15 protein-coding genes and 3 tRNA genes are annotated in these 17,528 nt (G+C 62.1%); 14 read left to right on the plus strand and 4 right to left on the minus strand.

What is annotated here, in order from left to right:
• Position 1: 1 nt before the first annotated feature.
• Entirely contained in the window at positions 2 to 769 is a 768-nt protein-coding gene (locus tag ACSSVQ_RS17765; protein WP_293323127.1) for an NAD kinase, read from the minus strand.
• Between the two features lie 63 nt (positions 770 to 832).
• Between ACSSVQ_RS17765 and cutA the strand changes: the two genes are divergently transcribed.
• Positions 833 to 1,177, plus strand: a complete 345-nt coding sequence (gene cutA, locus ACSSVQ_RS17770) for a divalent-cation tolerance protein CutA (protein ID WP_454184606.1) — start codon at positions 833 to 835, stop codon at positions 1,175 to 1,177.
• Between the two features lie 9 nt (positions 1,178 to 1,186).
• Here cutA and moaA read toward each other — a convergent pair whose 3' ends face one another.
• On the minus strand, positions 1,187 to 2,221 hold the full coding sequence (gene moaA / locus ACSSVQ_RS17775; RefSeq protein ID WP_454184607.1) for a GTP 3',8-cyclase MoaA: 1,035 nt from the start codon (positions 2,219 to 2,221) through the stop codon (positions 1,187 to 1,189).
• Positions 2,222 to 2,334: 113 nt separating this feature from the next.
• On the opposite strand from moaA, the gene ACSSVQ_RS17780 reads away from it, so the two are divergent.
• From ACSSVQ_RS17780 to ACSSVQ_RS17825, 10 genes are all read left to right on the plus strand, one after another.
• Positions 2,335 to 2,961 carry a DUF2628 domain-containing protein gene (locus tag ACSSVQ_RS17780; RefSeq protein WP_454184608.1) on the plus strand — a complete coding sequence of 209 codons (627 nt, stop codon included), beginning with the start codon at positions 2,335 to 2,337 and terminating at the stop codon, positions 2,959 to 2,961.
• 74 nt (positions 2,962 to 3,035) lie between these two features.
• On the plus strand, positions 3,036 to 4,541 hold the full coding sequence (gene glpK / locus ACSSVQ_RS17785; RefSeq protein WP_454184609.1) for a glycerol kinase GlpK: 1,506 nt from the start codon (positions 3,036 to 3,038) through the stop codon (positions 4,539 to 4,541).
• A gap of 98 nt (positions 4,542 to 4,639) precedes the next feature.
• Positions 4,640 to 6,055 (plus strand): FAD-binding oxidoreductase, encoded by a 1,416-nt coding sequence (locus ACSSVQ_RS17790; protein WP_454184610.1) that lies wholly within the window; start codon positions 4,640 to 4,642, stop codon positions 6,053 to 6,055.
• A 96-nt stretch (positions 6,056 to 6,151) separates the two neighbouring features.
• Complete coding sequence (locus ACSSVQ_RS17795; RefSeq protein ID WP_454184611.1) at positions 6,152 to 6,928, plus strand: class II aldolase/adducin family protein; 777 nt, start codon at positions 6,152 to 6,154, stop codon at positions 6,926 to 6,928.
• Between the two features lie 104 nt (positions 6,929 to 7,032).
• Complete coding sequence (locus ACSSVQ_RS17800) at positions 7,033 to 9,375, plus strand: xanthine dehydrogenase family protein molybdopterin-binding subunit (protein WP_454184612.1); 2,343 nt, start codon at positions 7,033 to 7,035, stop codon at positions 9,373 to 9,375.
• 104 nt (positions 9,376 to 9,479) lie between these two features.
• On the plus strand, positions 9,480 to 10,145 hold the full coding sequence (locus ACSSVQ_RS17805; RefSeq protein ID WP_454184613.1) for a TetR/AcrR family transcriptional regulator: 666 nt from the start codon (positions 9,480 to 9,482) through the stop codon (positions 10,143 to 10,145).
• 45 nt (positions 10,146 to 10,190) lie between these two features.
• Positions 10,191 to 11,225: a hypothetical protein gene (locus tag ACSSVQ_RS17810; RefSeq protein ID WP_454184614.1), complete on the plus strand. Its 1,035-nt coding sequence runs from the start codon at positions 10,191 to 10,193 to the stop codon at positions 11,223 to 11,225.
• A gap of 38 nt (positions 11,226 to 11,263) precedes the next feature.
• Positions 11,264 to 12,529, plus strand: a complete 1,266-nt coding sequence (locus ACSSVQ_RS17815) for an LLM class flavin-dependent oxidoreductase (RefSeq protein WP_454184615.1) — start codon at positions 11,264 to 11,266, stop codon at positions 12,527 to 12,529.
• Between the two features lie 105 nt (positions 12,530 to 12,634).
• Positions 12,635 to 13,066 (plus strand): Rap1a/Tai family immunity protein, encoded by a 432-nt coding sequence (locus ACSSVQ_RS17820; protein WP_454184616.1) that lies wholly within the window; start codon positions 12,635 to 12,637, stop codon positions 13,064 to 13,066.
• 175 nt (positions 13,067 to 13,241) lie between these two features.
• The gene (locus tag ACSSVQ_RS17825; RefSeq protein WP_454184617.1) at positions 13,242 to 15,287 is read left to right on the plus strand and encodes a glycosyltransferase family 4 protein; all 2,046 of its coding nucleotides are present in this window, start codon (positions 13,242 to 13,244) and stop codon (positions 15,285 to 15,287) included.
• A gap of 19 nt (positions 15,288 to 15,306) precedes the next feature.
• On the opposite strand, the gene ACSSVQ_RS17830 is transcribed toward ACSSVQ_RS17825, so the two are convergent.
• Together ACSSVQ_RS17830 and rlmB are read right to left on the minus strand one after the other, a co-directional pair.
• Positions 15,307 to 15,382: transfer RNA gene (locus ACSSVQ_RS17830), tRNA-Thr, on the minus strand.
• Positions 15,383 to 15,440: 58 nt separating this feature from the next.
• On the minus strand, positions 15,441 to 16,304 hold the full coding sequence (gene rlmB, locus ACSSVQ_RS17835; protein WP_454184618.1) for a 23S rRNA (guanosine(2251)-2'-O)-methyltransferase RlmB: 864 nt from the start codon (positions 16,302 to 16,304) through the stop codon (positions 15,441 to 15,443).
• A 281-nt stretch (positions 16,305 to 16,585) separates the two neighbouring features.
• On the opposite strand from rlmB, the gene ACSSVQ_RS17840 reads away from it, so the two are divergent.
• The 3 genes from ACSSVQ_RS17840 to ACSSVQ_RS17850 form a co-directional block, all read left to right on the plus strand.
• Positions 16,586 to 16,670: transfer RNA gene (locus ACSSVQ_RS17840), tRNA-Tyr, on the plus strand.
• 125 nt (positions 16,671 to 16,795) lie between these two features.
• Positions 16,796 to 16,869 (plus strand) — tRNA-Gly (locus ACSSVQ_RS17845).
• Positions 16,870 to 16,977: 108 nt separating this feature from the next.
• On the plus strand, positions 16,978 to 17,528 hold a 551-nt coding region (locus ACSSVQ_RS17850; protein WP_454184619.1), incomplete at its 3' end, for a GTP-binding protein.

The following is a 17,528-nucleotide window of genomic DNA, read 5'->3' on the forward strand; positions in this document are numbered from 1 at the left end:
CCTAGTAGAGGAACTGCTCGCCGAGGATGCGTTCATCCAGGCTGTGGTCGCTGTCGAACATCATCAGCAGGTCTACCGACTGGTCTTCCTTCACATCGACCTCCGCGACCTCGCGGAACTCGGTGTGGTCGGCGACGGCGGAGACGGGACGCTTTTTCGGTTCGAGGATTTCGAACTTCACCTCCGCGCGATGAGAGAGCAGCGCCCCGCGCCAGCGGCGCGGGCGGAAGGCGCTGATGGGCGTGAGGGCGAGAAGTTGCGCGTCGATGGGGATGATCGGCCCCTGTACGGACAGATTATAGGCGGTGCTGCCCGCGGGCGTCGCCACCAGCACGCCGTCGCAGATTAGCTCCTGCATCCGGACCTTGCCGTCGATGGTGATGCGGATCTTGGCGGCCTGGCGGGTTTCGCGCAGCAGGGAGACTTCATTGATGGCAAGCGCTTCATGCGTCTCGCCATTGGCAAGCCGGGTTTTCATCCGCAGGGGATGGAGGCAGGAGATCTCGGCAGCTTCGAGGCGCGCGATCAGATCATTGTCCCTGTATTCGTTCATCAGGAAGCCGACCGAGCCACGGTTCATGCCGTAGATGGGGATACCGCGATGGATGCTCTGATGCAGGGTTTGCAGCATCAGACCGTCGCCGCCCAGGGCGACGATGACGTCGGCATGGTCGGGGTCCGCGTCGCCATAGCGTTCCCGCAGCTTTTCCAGCCCTTCCTGGGCTTCGGGCATGTCCGTTGCCACAAAGGCAATCTTCTCGAATTTCATCGGCTTGCGGTTCCTTTAGGGGAAGCAGGCATATTAGCCTCGGCGGAGAAGGGAGATAAGCACATGATCGAAAAGACCGAAACCGGATCGGGGCTGGTTTTCATCTATACCACGCTGCCGGATACGGGCACGGCGGACGGGATCGGCCGGCAACTGGTCGAAAGCAGGCTTGCAGCCTGCGTGAATATCTATCCCGAAATCCGTTCGATCTTCGAGTGGGAAGGGAAGGTGGAGAGCGAAAGCGAAGTGGTCGCCTTCATCAAGACGCGGGTGGAGCTGGCCGACAGGGTGATGGAAGAGACCCGGAAACTTCATCCCTATGACGTGCCTGCGCTGCTGGTGCTGCCGATCGAGGGCGGGAACGAGGATTATATCGGCTGGGCGAAGGAACAGGCGAGGGGCGGTTAGCCCTTCTTCCTATCCGCCGGTCAGCGACATGTGGCGCGAGACGGCCGGCCGCTCGTGTTCGCGGTCGATGATGAAGTCGTGCCCCTTCGGCTTGCGGGTGATGGCTTCGTCGATGGCGCGGTCGAGCAACTCGTCGCCTTCGCTGGCGCGGAGCGGCGCGCGCAGGTCGGCGGCATCCTCCTGGCCGAGGCACATATAAAGCGTGCCGGTGCAGGTGAGACGCACGCGGTTACAGCTTTCACAGAAGTTATGCGTGAGCGGCGTGATGAAGCCGAGCTTGCCGCCGGTTTCCTCCACGCGCACATAGCGCGCCGGGCCGCCGGTGCGTTCGGGCAGATCGGTCAGCGTCCAGCGCTCCGACAGGCTTTCGCGCACCCGGCTCAGCGGCAGGTAACGGTCGGTGCGGTCTTCGTCGATCTCGCCCAGCGGCATGGTCTCGATGAGGGTGAGGTCGTGGCCTTCGCCATGCGCCCAGTCGATGAGGGAGGGGATTTCAGTATCGTTCACGCCCTTGAGCGCCACGCTGTTGATCTTCACCTGAAGCCCGGCGCGTTTCGCGGCTTCGATGCCTTCCAGCACCTGGGGCAGGCGGCCCCAGCGGGTGATCTGCTGGAACAGATCTTCCTGCAGCGTGTCGAGCGAGACATTCACGCGGCGAACGCCTGCGGTGTAGAGGTCGTCGGCGAAGCGGGCGAGCTGGCTGCCATTGCTGGTGAGCGTCAGTTCGTCGAGCGCGCCTGTCTCCAGATGGCGGCCAAGGCTTTTGACCAGCGTCATCACATCGCGGCGGACCAGCGGCTCGCCGCCCGTCAGGCGCAGCTTCCTCACGCCCTTGCGGATGAAGGCGGAACAGACTCGATCCAGCTCCTCCAGCGTCAGAAGTTCCTTTTTCGGCAGGAAGGTCATGTGTTCCGCCATGCAATAGGTGCAGCGGAAGTCGCAGCGATCCGTCACCGAGACGCGCAGATAGGTCACCGCGCGGCCGAACGGGTCGATCATGTCGGCGGTCTGCGGGGGTGTGTTGATGTCGGGTTCCATGTCCATGACCGGAATATAGCAATCGGTCAGCCGATTTTCGCCCCTGTAAGGTACAGGGTTTTAGCGGTTTCTAAGGAAAATGTTGGTTTTCTGGGGCCGGACAAGCGGGGAGTGGCGATATGGCCGGCTGGCCCAAGGAACTCGATCTGGCGGAAGGGGATCTCGTGGCCTATGTCGGCCCGAATGCCGACACCTATCTCGATTACTTCCGGAAATGCCGCGTGGCAGGCAAGTTCAAGATGGGGTTCGTCTGGGGCGCATTTGCCACCACGCCCGTCTGGCTCGCCTACCGCAAGCTCTGGCTGTGGATGCTTGTGATCTTCATCGTCGGTATCGGCGTGCCGAAACTCCTGCCGACAGGCGCTTCGGGCGTCGCGACGGGCATCGGTGTCGCCATGGCCATGCTCGGCCAGTCGCTCGTGGTCAAAGGGGCCTGGAAGGCGGCGCAGGAAGCCGACGAAGAAGGGCTTCAGGGGGAAGGGCGTCGCGCCTTTCTCCGGCGCAAGGGCGGTACGTCGCCGGTCGCCGCCATCATCGCCTCCGTTTTGACGGCGCTGGTGGTGGTGGTTGCCATTATCGGCCGTCTGGAGGATGCCGGTTCGTCCATACCCGCGCCCGCAAGCCACCCTGCAAGCCAAAAGGCGCCGGCGGCCACGCAGGGCGGCGATCCCTTCGACAATATCTACAAGCCGCAATCGGAAAAGAAGAGCGCGCCGCCCGACTGGCTGCGACATTCGGTCGAGTAGGCGGTCGAGTAGGGCTTTTGCGCGCGCGCGACTGCGGCTAGCCTCTGCCTCAACAAAAAACGAGGGAGGCACGCATGGCGGCGGAAGAGGCCCGGTATATCCTTGCCATCGATCAGGGGACGACGAGCACGAGAGCGCTCCTGTTCGACAGGTCCGGTTCGCCCATGCGGGTGCGGCAGCGCGAGCTTACCCAGCATTTTCCGCAGGATGGCTGGGTGGAGCATGACGCCGAGGAAATCTGGACGGCGACGCTCAATGTTTGCCGGGGATTGCTGACGGGCGGTACCACGGTTGCGAATATCGCAGCCATCGGCATCACCAATCAGCGCGAGACGACGGTGCTCTGGGACCGGGCAAGCGGGGAGCCGCTTCACCATGCCATCGTCTGGCAGGACCGGCGCACCGCCGGTATCTGCAGCGGGCTCAAGGCGGAAGGTAAGGAGCCCGCCGTTCAGGAAAAGACCGGGCTGCTGCTCGATCCCTATTTTTCGGGCACCAAGCTCGCCTGGCTTCTCGACAATGTGCCGGGCGCGCGCCCGCGCGCGGAAGCGGGAGAGCTTTGCTTCGGCACGATCGACAGCTGGCTTGTCTACAAGCTGACGGGCGGCAAGCGCCACGTCACCGATGCGACCAATGCCTCGCGCACCATGCTCTTCAATATCGATACCCAGGATTGGGACGACGAAATCCTCGGCTGGTTCGACATTCCGCGCAGCGTGCTGCCGGAGGTGAAGGATTGCTGCGACGATTTCGGTGTGACGGCGATGGAGCTCTTCGGGGCGGAAATTCCGATCGCGGGCGTGGCGGGCGACCAGCAGGCGGCGACGGTCGGTCAGGCCTGTTTCGAGCCGGGGCTGATGAAGTCGACCTATGGCACGGGCTGTTTCGCGCTGGTGAATACGGGGGGCAAGCGCGTGCAGAGCCAGAACCGCCTGCTCAGTACGGTAGCCTATCGCATCGGCGGCAAGACGACCTATGCGCTGGAGGGGTCGATCTTCATGGCGGGGGCCATCGTGCAATGGCTGCGCGACGAGATGGGATTGATCTCTTCTTCCGAAGAAAGCGAGGCCATGGCGCGGGACGCGAACCCGATGAGCCATGTGATCCTCGTGCCCGCCTTTACGGGCCTCGGCGCGCCCTATTGGGAGCCGGAAGCGCGGGCGGCGTTGTTCGGCATGGTGCGCGATACGGGGGCGCCGGAAATCGTGCGCGCGGCGCTTGAAAGCGTGTCGTTCCAGACGCGCGATCTGATGGATGCGATGGGCGAGGATATGCGCGAGGCCGGGCTTACCGCGCCCAAGGCGTTGCGTGTCGATGGCGGCATGGTGATGAACGACTGGTTCGTGCAGAACATGACCGACATTCTGGGCCGTCCGGTCGAACGCCCGGAAGTGACGGAGACGACTGCGCTGGGCGCGGCCTATCTGGCCGGCATCCAGGCGGGCTTCTACGGTGGACCGAAGGATGTGGCCGAGCACTGGCGATGCGAAAAGGCCTTCGCCCCGCAAATGGCGGAAGAGGAGCGCAACGAGCGCTACGGACGCTGGCAGGGGGCGGTAAAGCGGGTGCTCGGAGCTTAATCAAGGCCCGACGGCTCTCAATGACGCTCAGCTTCGTCTGCGCTATATTGGCCCCAATCAAAAGCCATATTGGCAAAAGCATATCCGGGAGAACGTTCATGCCTGCCGCGACTGAGGAATTGATCGCCAAGCTGAAATCGGCGCTGGGCGAGGGCAGTGTGCTCGAGGGCGAGGCCGCGCATGAAAAGGCGCAAGGGGCCTGGAGCCATCTGGGTAGCCCGCGCGCCGTACTCCGCCCCGCCAGCACCGAAGAGGTGTCGAAGGCGCTCGTCCTTTGCCATCAGGCGGGCGTCGGCGTGGTTCCCTGGGGCGGCAAGACCGGCCTTGTGGAAGGCGCGGCCTGCGAGGGCATGATCGCGCTCTCCGTGGACCGGATGAACCGGATCGAGGAGATCGACGAGACGGGCGGGACGGCGACCGTCGAGGCCGGTGCGATCCTGCAGGCGCTTTGCGAGGCGGTGGAGGCCAAGGGGTATTTCTTTCCGCTCGATCTGGGCGCGCGCGGTTCGGCGACCATTGGCGGCAACATCTCCACCAATGCGGGCGGCAACCGCGTGCTGCGCTACGGCATGATGCGCGACATGGTGCTGGGCGTGGAAGCGGTGCTGGCGGACGGCACGGTGGTTTCCTCGCTCAACAAGCTCATCAAGAACAATGCGGGCTACGATCTGAAGCAGCTCTTCATCGGCTCGGAGGGGACGCTGGGTGTCGTGACACGCGCCGTGCTTCGGCTGCGTCCGAAACCCGTGTCGCAGGACACGGCTTTCGTCGCGATCGAGGATTTCGACAATCTGCCGAAGCTTCTGCGCCATATGGAGCGCGCGCTGGGCGGTACGCTCTCGGCCTATGAGGTGATGTGGGAGGATTTCTACAAGCTCGTCACCAGCGAGCCGGCCAAGGGTCGCCCGCCCATTCCGCATGGCCATCCCTATTATGTGCTGATCGAATCCATGGGCGGCAATCAGGAAGAGGACAGCGCGCGCTTCGAGGCGGCGCTGACGGAAGCGCTGGAGCAGGGGATTGCGTCCGACGCTGTGATTGCCAAGAACCAGTCCGAACGCGACGGGATGTGGGCGCTGCGCGACGACGTGGCCCAGGTCGTGAACACTTATCCGATGTTCACCTTCGATGTGAGCCTGCGCATCGCCGATATGGAAAGTTACATTGCGGAAATCCGCGAAGCTTTCCTGGCGAAATGGCCGGATTATTCGCTGATGGTGTTCGGTCATCTGGGAGACGGCAATCTGCACGTCATTCCGGGCCGCTTCCCCGACGCGTCGCCAGAGACGCGCCTCGCGGTGGAAGAGATCGTCTATGGCGCCCTCCAGAAACGGCAGGGCTCGGTGTCGGCGGAGCACGGGATCGGTCTCGAAAAGCGGCCCTATCTCGGCTGGTCGCGCTCGCCGGAGGAAGTCGCGCTGATGCGGACGCTGAAGCAGGCGCTGGACCCGAAGGACATCCTCAATCCCGGCAAGGTGCTGGAGCCGGTGCCGCATGCCAAGGCTGCCGAATGAGGCGGATTTCCGCTCCCGGCTTGGCTGAGGCCTGACGGCGTGTCACACTGACCGGAAACGCTATTCCGGTACAATGACATTCGTGGAGGTGCCCCCATGTCCGTTGCAGAAGATTTCAGCGGCCTATCGATGCGTGATCAGGTGTCGCAGGAGGAGTGGGAGGTTCGCGTCAATCTTGCGGCGACCTACCGGCTCGTTGCGCATTATGGCTGGAGCGACCTGATCTATACGCATATCTCTGCGCGTGTGCCGGGGCCTGAACACCATTTCCTGATCAACCCCTATGGCATGACCTTCGACGAGATCACGGCATCGAGCTTGGTGAAGATCGATCTCGACGGCAATATCGTGCAGGAAACGGATTACATGGTGAACCCGGCGGGCTTCACCATTCACTCCGCGGTGCATTCCACCGGCAGCGATGCCAATTGCGTGATCCATACGCATTCCGACGACGGCGTGGCCGTGTCCGCGCAGGCGGAAGGCCTTCTGCCCTTGAGCCAGACCGCGATGATCGTACTCGGCGATCTCGCCTATCATGATTATGAAGGTATCGCGCTGGAACTCGACGAACGCGAAAGGCTGATCCGCGATCTCGACGACAAGCACTGCATGATCCTGCGCAATCACGGTCTGCTGACGGTCGGCGCGAGCTGCGCGGATGCGTTCCTTCGGCTTTTCTTCCTGGAACGTGCCTGCTCCATCCAGGTGCGGGCGTTGTCCGGCGGGCGGGCTCTGACCATGCCCCATGACGGCGTGCCGGAGAAGACGGCGGATCAGGGGCAGTTCCACAAGCGGCACGGCATCGGCAAGCTGGCCTGGCCTGCGCTTTTGCGCACGCTCGACAGGGTCGACCCGTCCTATCGCGACTGAGCGGCGGTCGCCGTCCGGTCCATCCATATATTTGTCACTTGAGATGCGGCGCGGCGCCGCGTCTCCTTTCCGTTCAAATGCGTCTTCGTTCGAGAGGGTTTCCCATGGTCAAGTTCGGTGTCGGGCAGTCGGTACAGCGTGTCGAGGATGAGCGGCTGGTTACGGGCCATGGCCGCTATACGGGCGACATATCGCTGGAGGGGCAGGCCTATGCCTTTATGGTCCGCTCGCCTTATGCCCATGCGAAGATCGGCAATATCGATACTGAGGACGCAAAGGCCGCGCCCGGCGTGATTGCCATCTATACCGGAGAGGATGCGAAGGCGGCGGGCCTCGGGATCATCGGCAGCCCCGCGGCCGACATGATCAAGAACCGCGACGGTTCGGAGATCTACAAGACCACGCGCCACCTCATCGCGCAGGAGCGTGTGCGCTATGTGGGCGACACGGTGGCGGTGGTCGTGGCCGAGACGGCGGATCAGGCGCGCGACGCGGCCGAACTCATCATGGTCGATTACGACGACCTGCCGGTGATCGCCGACACGGAAGGGGCGACCGATCCGTCTTCGCCCGTCATCTGGGAAGAGAATGGCAGCAACATCGCCTATGACTGGGATCTGGGCGACGAGGACGCCGTGAAGGCCGGTTTCGACAAGGCGCATCACGTGACCAAGCTGCGTCTCGTCAACAACCGCATCGTCGTCAATGCGATGGAGCCGCGCGCGGCGCTGGGCGAATACGATGCTTCGCGCGATCACTACACGCTCTATACGGGCTGTCAGGGCGTGCACGGGCTTCGCAATTTCATTGCCGGCTATTCGCTGGGTATCGAGCCGACGCAGCTTCGCGTTGTCAGCGACGATGTCGGCGGCGGCTTCGGCATGAAGACTTTCAACTATGCCGAATATCCGCTGGTGCTGTTCGCGGCCAAGCAGCTTGGCCGTCCGGTGAAATGGGTGGCGGACCGCTCCGACAGCTTCATCACCGATACGCAGGGGCGCGATCATGTGACGGAAGCAGAGATCGCACTCGATGCCGATGGCAAGATCCTCGGGCTTCGGGTGGAGACCATCGCCAATCTCGGCGCCTATCAGGGGCAGTTCGGTCCGTTCATCCCGACGCTTGCGCCGCGCGGCATGCATGTGGGCGTCTATATGGTGCCCGCGCTCTATAACCGCGTCCGCGCCGTCTATACCAACACAACGCCGGTCGATGCCTATCGTGGGGCGGGGCGGCCGGAAGCCTCCTATGTGATCGAGCGGTTGATGGAAAAGGCCGCGAAGGAATTCGGCGTGACGCCCGCGGAACTGCGCCGCCGTAATTTCGTGCCGTCCGACATGATGCCGATCGATCAGAAGCCGGTGCTGCCTTTCGACTCCGGCGATTTCGACCGCAACCTGACCGACGCGCTCGCGCATTCCGACTATGACGGCTTCGAAGCGCGTCGATCGCAGGCGGCCAGCGAAGGAAAGCTGCGCGGCATCGGCATCAGCTATTATGTCGAGCGCACGGCGGCGGGCATGTCCGACTATGCCCGTATCGCAGTCGACCCCGAGCAGGGCACGGTTCATGTCTGGACGGGGCAGCAGACCAACGGGCAGGGACACGAGACTGTCTGGACGCAGCTCATCTGCCAGCGTCTGGGACTCGATTCGGAGAAGGTGAAAATCCATCTCGGCGACAGCGACATCCTGCCGGGCGGCGCTGGCACGGGTGGGTCCAAGGCCGTCTATATGGTGTCCGGCGCCATTTCGAGTGCGTCCGACGACCTCATCGACAAGGGCCGGGAGATCGCGGCGAACGAGCTTGAAGCCGCCAAGGCGGATATCGAGTATCGCGGCGAATATGGCGAGCCGGTCTTCGCCGTTTCGGGCACGGACAAGTCGATCGATCTCTTCGATGTCGCGCGCAAGGCGAGCACACAGGCCGATCTCGGCGAGCTTTCTGGCGATGGCGAGTACAGCCAGAAGGAAAACACCTTCCCGAACGGCGCTCACATCTGCGAAGTGGAAATCGATGCGGATACGGGCCGCTATCACATCGTCAAATTCACGGCGGTGGATGATTTCGGCCAGATCCTGAACCCGCTCATCGTGGCGGGGCAGGTGCATGGCGGTATCGCGCAGGGCCTCGGCCAGGCGATGGGCGAACTCGCCAAATATGACGAGAACGGTCAGCTCATGACCGGCTCCTTCATGGATTACTGGATGCCGCGCGCAGACGATATGCCGAGCTTCGACATCAGCTGGAACGAGATCCCCTCGCGCTCCAATGCGCTGGGCGTGAAGGGCGCGGGCGAGGCGGGGACGGTCGGTGCGCCGGCCGCCTTCATCAATGCGGTCATCGATGCGCTGAAGCCTTACGGGGTGGAGGAAATCGACATGCCGGTGACGCCGCTGAAGCTCTGGGAAATCATCCAGGCCGGCGGCGCGAAGGCGGCGGAGTAACCCCGACGCCTGCCGCTAACTTGTTGCAGTGCACATACAAAAATGTCAGCGAAATGGGCTTGACCTAATTGACAAATTGTCAATTTAGGCCAAGCCTGTTCTTTATGACGCATGGGGAAACGACATCAGGCGTCGGCGAAGACATCGCAGAAGCGGTGCATGCCGACGAAGACAGCAAGCCGGTGACGGCTGCGGTTCGCCGCAAGCAGGAGAGCCGCCGCAAATTGCTGGCGGCGGCCCGCAAGCTTTTCGTCGAGCGCGGCTATCACGAGACACGGCCGCAGGATATTTCCAAGGCCGCCGGTGTCGGGCACGGCACGTTCTATCTTCATTTCGAGGACAAGCTGGATTGCTTTCTCGCCTTCACGGAGGAGGCGGCGGGGGAGCTTGAACTCTTCCTCGAGAAGCATCTGGCCGAGGCGCATACCCTGGAAGAGGGGGTGCGGGAAATCCTCAAGGCGATCTTCGAATATTCGGAAGCCAACCCGGCTGTGCTGGGCGCGGCGCTTACCGATATCGCCGTTCTTTCCACGGGCGATATGGGGCGCAAGATGCCGGCGGACCGTTGGGCGGACAGCTGGGCCGCGGTGATCGACCGCTGGAAGGAGGCGGGCGAGGTTGCCGCCGATATCGATAGCAAGTTTGCCGGCTATCTCATTCTCGGTGCCGTGAAACATGGCGGCGCCTATGCGTACCGAAAAAAGATGCCCTATGAGCGTGTCATCGATCAGACGACCAAGGTTGTCGTGCGTGCGCTGGAGGCGCGCTAGGGCCGCCGAAAAGAAAAAAGAATTGCCACAGGGAGGAACCGGAGGATGGTAAAGCTTGTATACAGCCGCGATGAAGTGATGGCGTCGCATGAGGCGGCCAAGCCGCATGAGGCGGCCGGCTACCTGCTGCATGGCGGCATCGCCGCCGATGGGAGCTATCTCTCGCCGCGCACGCTCAATCGCTGGCCGGCGGTTCACGCCTGGCAGGAACAGCTGACGAAAAACGGATGGCCGCTCATCGATGCGAGCGTGCAGCTTCTGAAGCGCGGCAATTATCCGAGCATCGAGCAGCAGCGCCTTCTCCTGAAAAACGGATATGGCGAGAGTTTGTGGAACTCGCTCACCATCACCGGCATCATCGAGGCGCGCGGGCGGGCGCTTTGCGACCTGCAGGCGCCGGACTTCCAGCAGATCATCGAAGACGACATCTCGCAGACCTGCACCGGCCATCTGCACAAGGGGCTGCTCTATGCGCATGGCGCGGATGAGGGGGGCGATCCGGATCATCCGGAATTCGGTGCGCATGATGCGATGTGGTTTGCCGCGCGCGATCTTCTTTTCGGGGCGGGTGCCTATCCGGTCCCGGAAGTGCCGGAGAGCATCGGACGACCGGATCAGGGGCGGCTCATGCCGCAGCTTCCCGAAGGCTTCGAGCAGCTCATCCTTCTGCTGATGAATGTGCTGATGATCGAGGTGCGGGCGGAAAGCTTCTTCAGCTTCTGCTGCGAGATCATGCGCGATCCGACCCTCTTTACCGACCGCCGCGCCGATGCGGAGATGGCGGCCGAGATGGTGGAGCGTATCCGGATCGACGAAGCAATCCATGTCGGCTATCTGCAGACGGCGATTTCCGAGATGCGCAGCTTCACCTTCAAGGCCGTCGATGGCGGCACGGTGAAGGGCAAGGATCTCATCGACCCGATCTGGGAGGGGATGGTTGAATGGCATTCCGTGACCCAGGCCGATTTCTCCAGGCAGCAGTCGCATGACGCAATCAAGGCGCGGCTGGAAACGACGCCGGAAGGTAAGCGGCTCTTTGCGGAATTCGAGGCGCTGGAGCAGAAGGCGCGCGCGGCCTGAGCGGCATATAAAAATCAGAACAGGGGGAGGAGGAATCCATGAAATTCGGGATCTTCTACGAACATCAGTTGCCGCGCCCTTGGGGCGAGGGCGACGAGCAGCGGCTCATTCAGGAAGCGCTGGATCAGGTGGAGCTCGCCGACAAGCTCGGTATCGACTACGCGTGGGAAGTGGAGCATCACTTCCTGGAGGAGTATTCGCATTCCTCAGCGCCGGAAGTGTTTCTCGCGGCCTGCTCGCAGCGCACCAAGAACATTCGCCTCGGCCACGGCATCGTGCTGATGCCGCCGAAATATAATCACCCTGCGCGTGTGGCGGAGCGGATCGGCATGCTCGATCTCGTTTCCAACGGGCGCGTGGAGTGGGGCACGGGCGAAAGCTCTTCCATCATGGAACTGGGCGGGTTCGGGATCGATCCGTCGGAGAAGCGCGATATGTGGCGCGAGGGCGTGGAGCAATGCGCCAACATGATGGCGATGGATCCCTATCCCGGTTTCGACGGCAAGTATTTTTCCATGCCCTGCCGGAACGTGGTGCCGAAGCCCGTGCAGCGGCCACACCCACCGATCTGGGTGGCCTGTTCCAACCGCGAGACGATCAAGCTTGCGGCGCGGCTGGGCATCGGGGCGCTCACCTTTGCCTTCGTCGATACCGAGGAAGCGAAGAAATGGGTCGACGACTATTACCGCATCTTCAAGGAAGAATGCGTGCCGATCGGCCATACGGTAAACCCCAACATCGCCATGGTGACGGGCTTTTCCGTGCATGAGGATGAGGAAGAGGCCAAGCGCCGCGGCATGGACGGGTTCCGTTTCTTCAGCTACGGGCTCGGTCATCATTACATCTTCGGCGAACACAAGCCTGGCCGGACCGATATCTGGGCGAATTTCGAAGCGGCGCGGGCCAACATTCCCGAAGAAGGCGCCAATCGCGGCATCGGCACGCCGGATCAGGTGCGCGAGCATCTGAAAGGTTTTCGCGACGCCGGCGTTGACCAGGTGATCTTCATCCAGCAGGGCGGCAAGAACCGGCACCAGCATATCTGCGAGGCGATGGAACTCTTCGCCGAGAAGGTGATGCCGGAATTCAAGGCCGAGGAAGAAGAGCGCGAACGCCGCAAGATGGAAGAGCTCGCGCCCTATATCGAAGCGGCCATGGAGCGAAAGAAAGCGATGAAGCCGCTTTCCGATGAGGAAATCCCGACCTATCTCGCGCTGGGGCGGCAGATCACCGAGAACGACGAAAAGGCCAAAGCTGCGCAGGCGGCAGGAGCCAAGGGCGCATCGGTGCGAAGCGGAGATTGATCTGTCGTAAATTGCCGAATGTTCATCTCATGGCACATTGCACAATACGCTGTATCAGCCAACATTGAAGAAGACCCTCGTCGATCATCAGAAGGAGGAGCCCAGATGAAATATTTCGTTGTTCCGGCAACCGCTGCATTTTTGTTTGCCGTCGGCGCCAGCCTGTCCGCCCCTGTTCAGGCTTCGGCATCGCGCGTGGAAACCGGCGCGCAGCTCGTGCAGTCCTGCAAATCCTTTTTGAAGGGCGATGCGAATGTCGACGATGTCGTCGGGTCGGCATCCTGCAAGAGCTATGCGGTGGGACTGGTCAGCGCCGTCAATAACGGCCGCGAGCCCGGCGCGCCGTTCGAAGTCCATCGCCTCGGCCCCAAAGAAGACGAGACCGTCTGTTTCGAACCGCCCAAATTGATCCGTTTCGACGAGTTCGCGAAGGTGGCCGTCGATTATGCCAAGAGCCATCCGGATCTTCTGGACAAGCCCGCGCTTGAACTTTCCGCCCGCGCACTGGCATCGAAATATCCTTGTCCCAAGGAATAAGAGATACCGGATCGCCCCCGATTTGAAGGCGCGCACATCCGGTTTGTGTCTATCGATTCGAATTGTTTCGACTTAGCATGGAGGCGATCGTAAAGGTCGCCTCCATTTTTCTGTGTGAGCGAGTGAGGTGGTCGGGGAAATCCGTGCCGGGAGCGGGTGAGGGGAAGGTCCGGGAATGGGTAAACTCGAATGGCTGGCGTGGAAGAGGTCTGACTCATCTTTCCTCTCTCCGTTTCTTTTCTCCGTTTTTGTGGATGCGCGGGACGCAGCGCCGGATGAGATCGCCAACACGCTCCAATCTCTCGATGCCCAGATCTTTCGAAACATCGAAGTTTTTCTACTGGTTTCTCCCGAATGCGGGATCGACCCGTCATGGGAGGCCCGTTGCCGCACTCTTCGCGGTAGCAGCTATGTGACGGATAACGACCAGGGCGCAAGCGATCTTGCGAAATGGCGCGGGAACTACGGTTGCGCTGTGAAGGCGGGACGAGAATTCGATGCGGATTTTTTTGCACGCATAGCGGCTACGCTTGGAAATGAAGACGCGACGGCCGTGCCAGGTGCTGTCGGCGTTGAGGGGGAAGAAGGCTTCGTGGCGCTCGCGCGCGACGAATTGGCGGATGAACATGACTCCGGTCTCTGCTCTCTCGATAATTTTCTCGCGCGCTTTCACTCCGCGCGCCCTGCCGACCTGATTGTTTCTTCCGGGCAGGACATCGAGGTATGGATCCCCCGCTACGACGGGAAAGAAGAGGAGGAGACGTCGGAGCGGCTACCTCCGTTGAAGAGGATGTTCCGCCGCTGGAAGCGATCCGTGGAAAAACGGCTCTGGAATTATTCCCTCGGCACGGGCGACGCGTCGAGTTGGATGTTGCAGTCCGGTCTTTTCGATGCTGAGTGGTATCTCCGGACCTATTCGGATGTGCGGCAGGCAGGGGCCGACCCGCTTCACCATTATTTGTTTCATGGGTGGAAAGAAGGGCGTTTGCCCTCGGCATGGTTTGCGCCCGAGGTAACCCGCGCCTTCGGCTTTGAAGGAAATCTGCCGCAGAGCCCGCTGGCCATCATCTCGAAGCTGCCCCGCCAAGAACGAGACGATCTGGTCGAGCGGATGAAGGCATTCCGTGTACGTATGGATGTCGGACCACCATTCCAGCCGGGCGTATGCGTGATTGGGCATTTGCAGTCGGTCATCGGGCTTGGACAGGCTGCGAGGAATTTGAGCTACGCCGTCGATGCGGAACGCATTCCGCTCTCGCTTTGCGATGCACCGCCTGCATCGAAAACCGACTACGATGGAGAGTTCCAGACGAAGTGCGGGTTGGTGACCGATCGACGGGCAACCATTCATGTTTTCGATGCCGTCAGCTTCGTCCGCTATATTGGGAAAACCAGGCCGGGGCGAACGGATATTCTTTATCCCTTCTGGGAACTGGGCAGGTTGCCGGAGGGCAAGAACCGTTTCCTGGGTGCCTATGACGAAGTCTGGGCGCCGTCCAATTTCGTTGCCGACGCATTTGCTGCGTCCGGTGAGCTGCCTGTCTCCGTCCTGCCCCAGCCTGTGCGCATCCCTGCGATGCAGCCATATGAGCGGACGGGACCGTTCCGGTTTCTGGCCTATATGGATTTCGCTTCTTTTGTCGCCCGGAAAAACCCGGAAGGCCCCGTCCGGGCGTTTATTAGTGCCTTTGCCGACGGGCGCCGGGATGTCCGCCTTTGCGTGAAGGTGAGGGGGGTTAACGATGCCGGCCGCCGTCAATGGCTTCTCGAGGCGGCTCGTCGGGATCCGCGGATCGAGGTGATCGACCGTACGCTTTCGCGCGAGGAAATGGATCGTCTCATCATGTCGTGCGATGCGTTCATTTCGCTGCATCGATCCGAGGGGTTCGGTTTCGGTCCCGCAGAGGCGCTGGCGGCGGGCAAGCCGGTCGTCTCCACCGATTTTTCCTCGACCACGGATTTCGTCAGTGAAGAGACCGGTTATCCGGTCGCGTATCGTCTCGTCGCGTTGGAACCCGACAGCTATGTCGACTGGAAGGGGCAGGTTTGGGCCGAGCCCGACATTGACGATGCGGCGCGGGCCTTACGGGAAATCGTGGACGATCCGGATCGCGCGAAGCTGAAAGGCGCGCAGGGACGCCGATTGATGATCGAGCGGTATTCGCCCGAAGCGGTGGGACGGCAAATGCGCATGATGCTGCTTGAAAGGGACCTGCTCTGACGAGACGCGGAAGGCAGGCTGGTGCCGGCTGCAGGATTCGAACCCGCGACCCCCTGATTACAAATCAGGTGCTCTACCAACTGAGCTAAGCCGGCAATGTGCGCGCAAGATAGTGGCGGCCGGTAGGACGGGCAAGGCGCGAATTGCGTCACCCTAGAGCGTGCGGCGGAAAAGTTCGTAAAGGGCGACGGCGGCGGCATTGGAGACGTTGAGGCTGCGCATGTCGCCGGAGGCGGGAAGCTTCGCCAGCAGGTCGCAATGCTCCCGGGTGAGGCGTCTGAGGCCTGCGCCCTCCGCGCCGAGCACGAGGCCGACCCGTTCGCCGAGATCGAGGGCGGGGAGGGTGGCGTCGGCGTCGCCGTCGAGGCCGACCAGTTCGAAGCCCAGCTCCTGCAGCTCCTCCATCGCCCGGGCGAGATTGGGCACACGGGCGATCTTCACCTTTTCCAGCGCGCCGGACGCGGCCTTGGCGAGCACACCGCCCAGCGGCGGAGAATGGCGGGCCGTGGTGACGAGGGCGGTGGCGCCGAAAACGGCTGCCGAGCGCAGGATGGCCCCGAAATTATGCGGATCGGTCACCTGATCGAGAATCACCGCGCATCGTGCGTCTTCGCAGGCATCGGGAAGATCGTAATCGGGCAGGGGGCTCGCATGGAGGGCTATTCCCTGATGAACCGCCCCGGGGGGCAGCAGGGAGGCGATTTCCTCGCCCGAGGCCGGCTCAGGCGTCAGCGGCAGGGCGGCGCGGCCCTGGCGGTGCAGCTCGGCGCTGGCGTTTTTCGTCAGGAGCAGGCGTTTCGGCGTCCGGGCCGGATTTTCCAGCGCGGCCAGAACGGCATGGAAGCCATAGAGCCAGTTTTCCTCCTGGGACGGGCCCTGAGCCCCGCCTCTCTGGCGCCTTCTCGGGGGCGCGGGGCGGTCCGGGCGATGATCGCGGTAGGGAGAATCGCCCTCGCGCGGCCTCCGGGAGGTCGAATCGTGCCGATTTTGCTTCGGGGATTGCTTGCGCCTGCTCATAGGCGCGCTTATATTGCGCCACTCAGGCTCATGCAATCGCCTCTGCATCAGTGCCTTCGGTTGGCTGAAAAGCTGGACAGAAGACGCTGCGGGGGCGTTTCAGCATTTGCCAAGCGGGATAACTCAACGGTCAAGCCAGCTTTTCTGCGGGATTTCTGTTGACACAGGCCCGGCAAAGCTCAATAAAGCCGCCCGGGCGCAAGCTGGCGGTGCTCGAAAGAAACGCGCGAACTCATTGGGAATTCAAGAGAATTAGCATCGGACATATCTCGTCGGAGAACGGAGGGGTGCCCGAGTGGCTAAAGGGGGCGGACTGTAAATCCGCTGGCTATGCCTACGTTGGTTCGAATCCAACCCCCTCCACCACCGACGATATATAGATGTGGCGCGGCTCGCGCGCCGGCTCTGAGGGTAGAGCGCCGTGACAGGCAGACCCCGAAGCGCCTCAAGCGGGACAGGAGCGGCCTTGTAAAAGGGCATCAGGAATTCGGGCGGGTGTAGCTCAATGGTAGAGCAGAAGCCTTCCAAGCTTACGACGAGGGTTCGATTCCCTTCACCCGCTCCAGAGTTTTCGGCGCCTATGTCGTGGCGGCGAAGAAAAGTGGAAGAGTTCGACGGGCCGGGTCTCCCGGCGGCTATGGACTGATCGATCAACTGAAGGTGACGTGAGCCGATGGCTAAAGAGAAATTTGCGCGCAACAAGCCGCACTGCAATATCGGAACGATTGGTCATGTTGACCACGGAAAGACGACGCTGACGGCGGCGATCACGAAGGTGCTTGCCGAGACGGGTGGCGCGACGTTTTCGGCGTATGACGCGATCGACAAGGCGCCTGAAGAGAAGGCGCGCGGCATCACGATTTCGACGTCGCATGTTGAGTATGAGACGGAGAACCGTCACTACGCGCATGTGGACTGCCCCGGCCATGCCGACTATGTGAAGAACATGATCACGGGCGCGGCGCAGATGGACGGCGCGATCCTGGTTGTGTCGGCCGCGGACGGCCCGATGCCGCAGACGCGCGAGCACATTCTGCTTGCCCGCCAGGTTGGCGTTCCGGCGCTTGTGGTGTTCATGAACAAGGTCGACCAGGTGGATGACGAGGAGCTTCTGGAGCTCGTCGAAATGGAAATCCGCGAGCTTCTGTCGGCTTACGAGTTCCCGGGCGACGATATTCCGATCGTGAAGGGCTCTGCTCTCGTGGCGCTTGAAGGCGGCGATCC

Source organism: Parvibaculum sp. MBR-TMA-1.3b-4.2 (assembly GCF_053628815.1).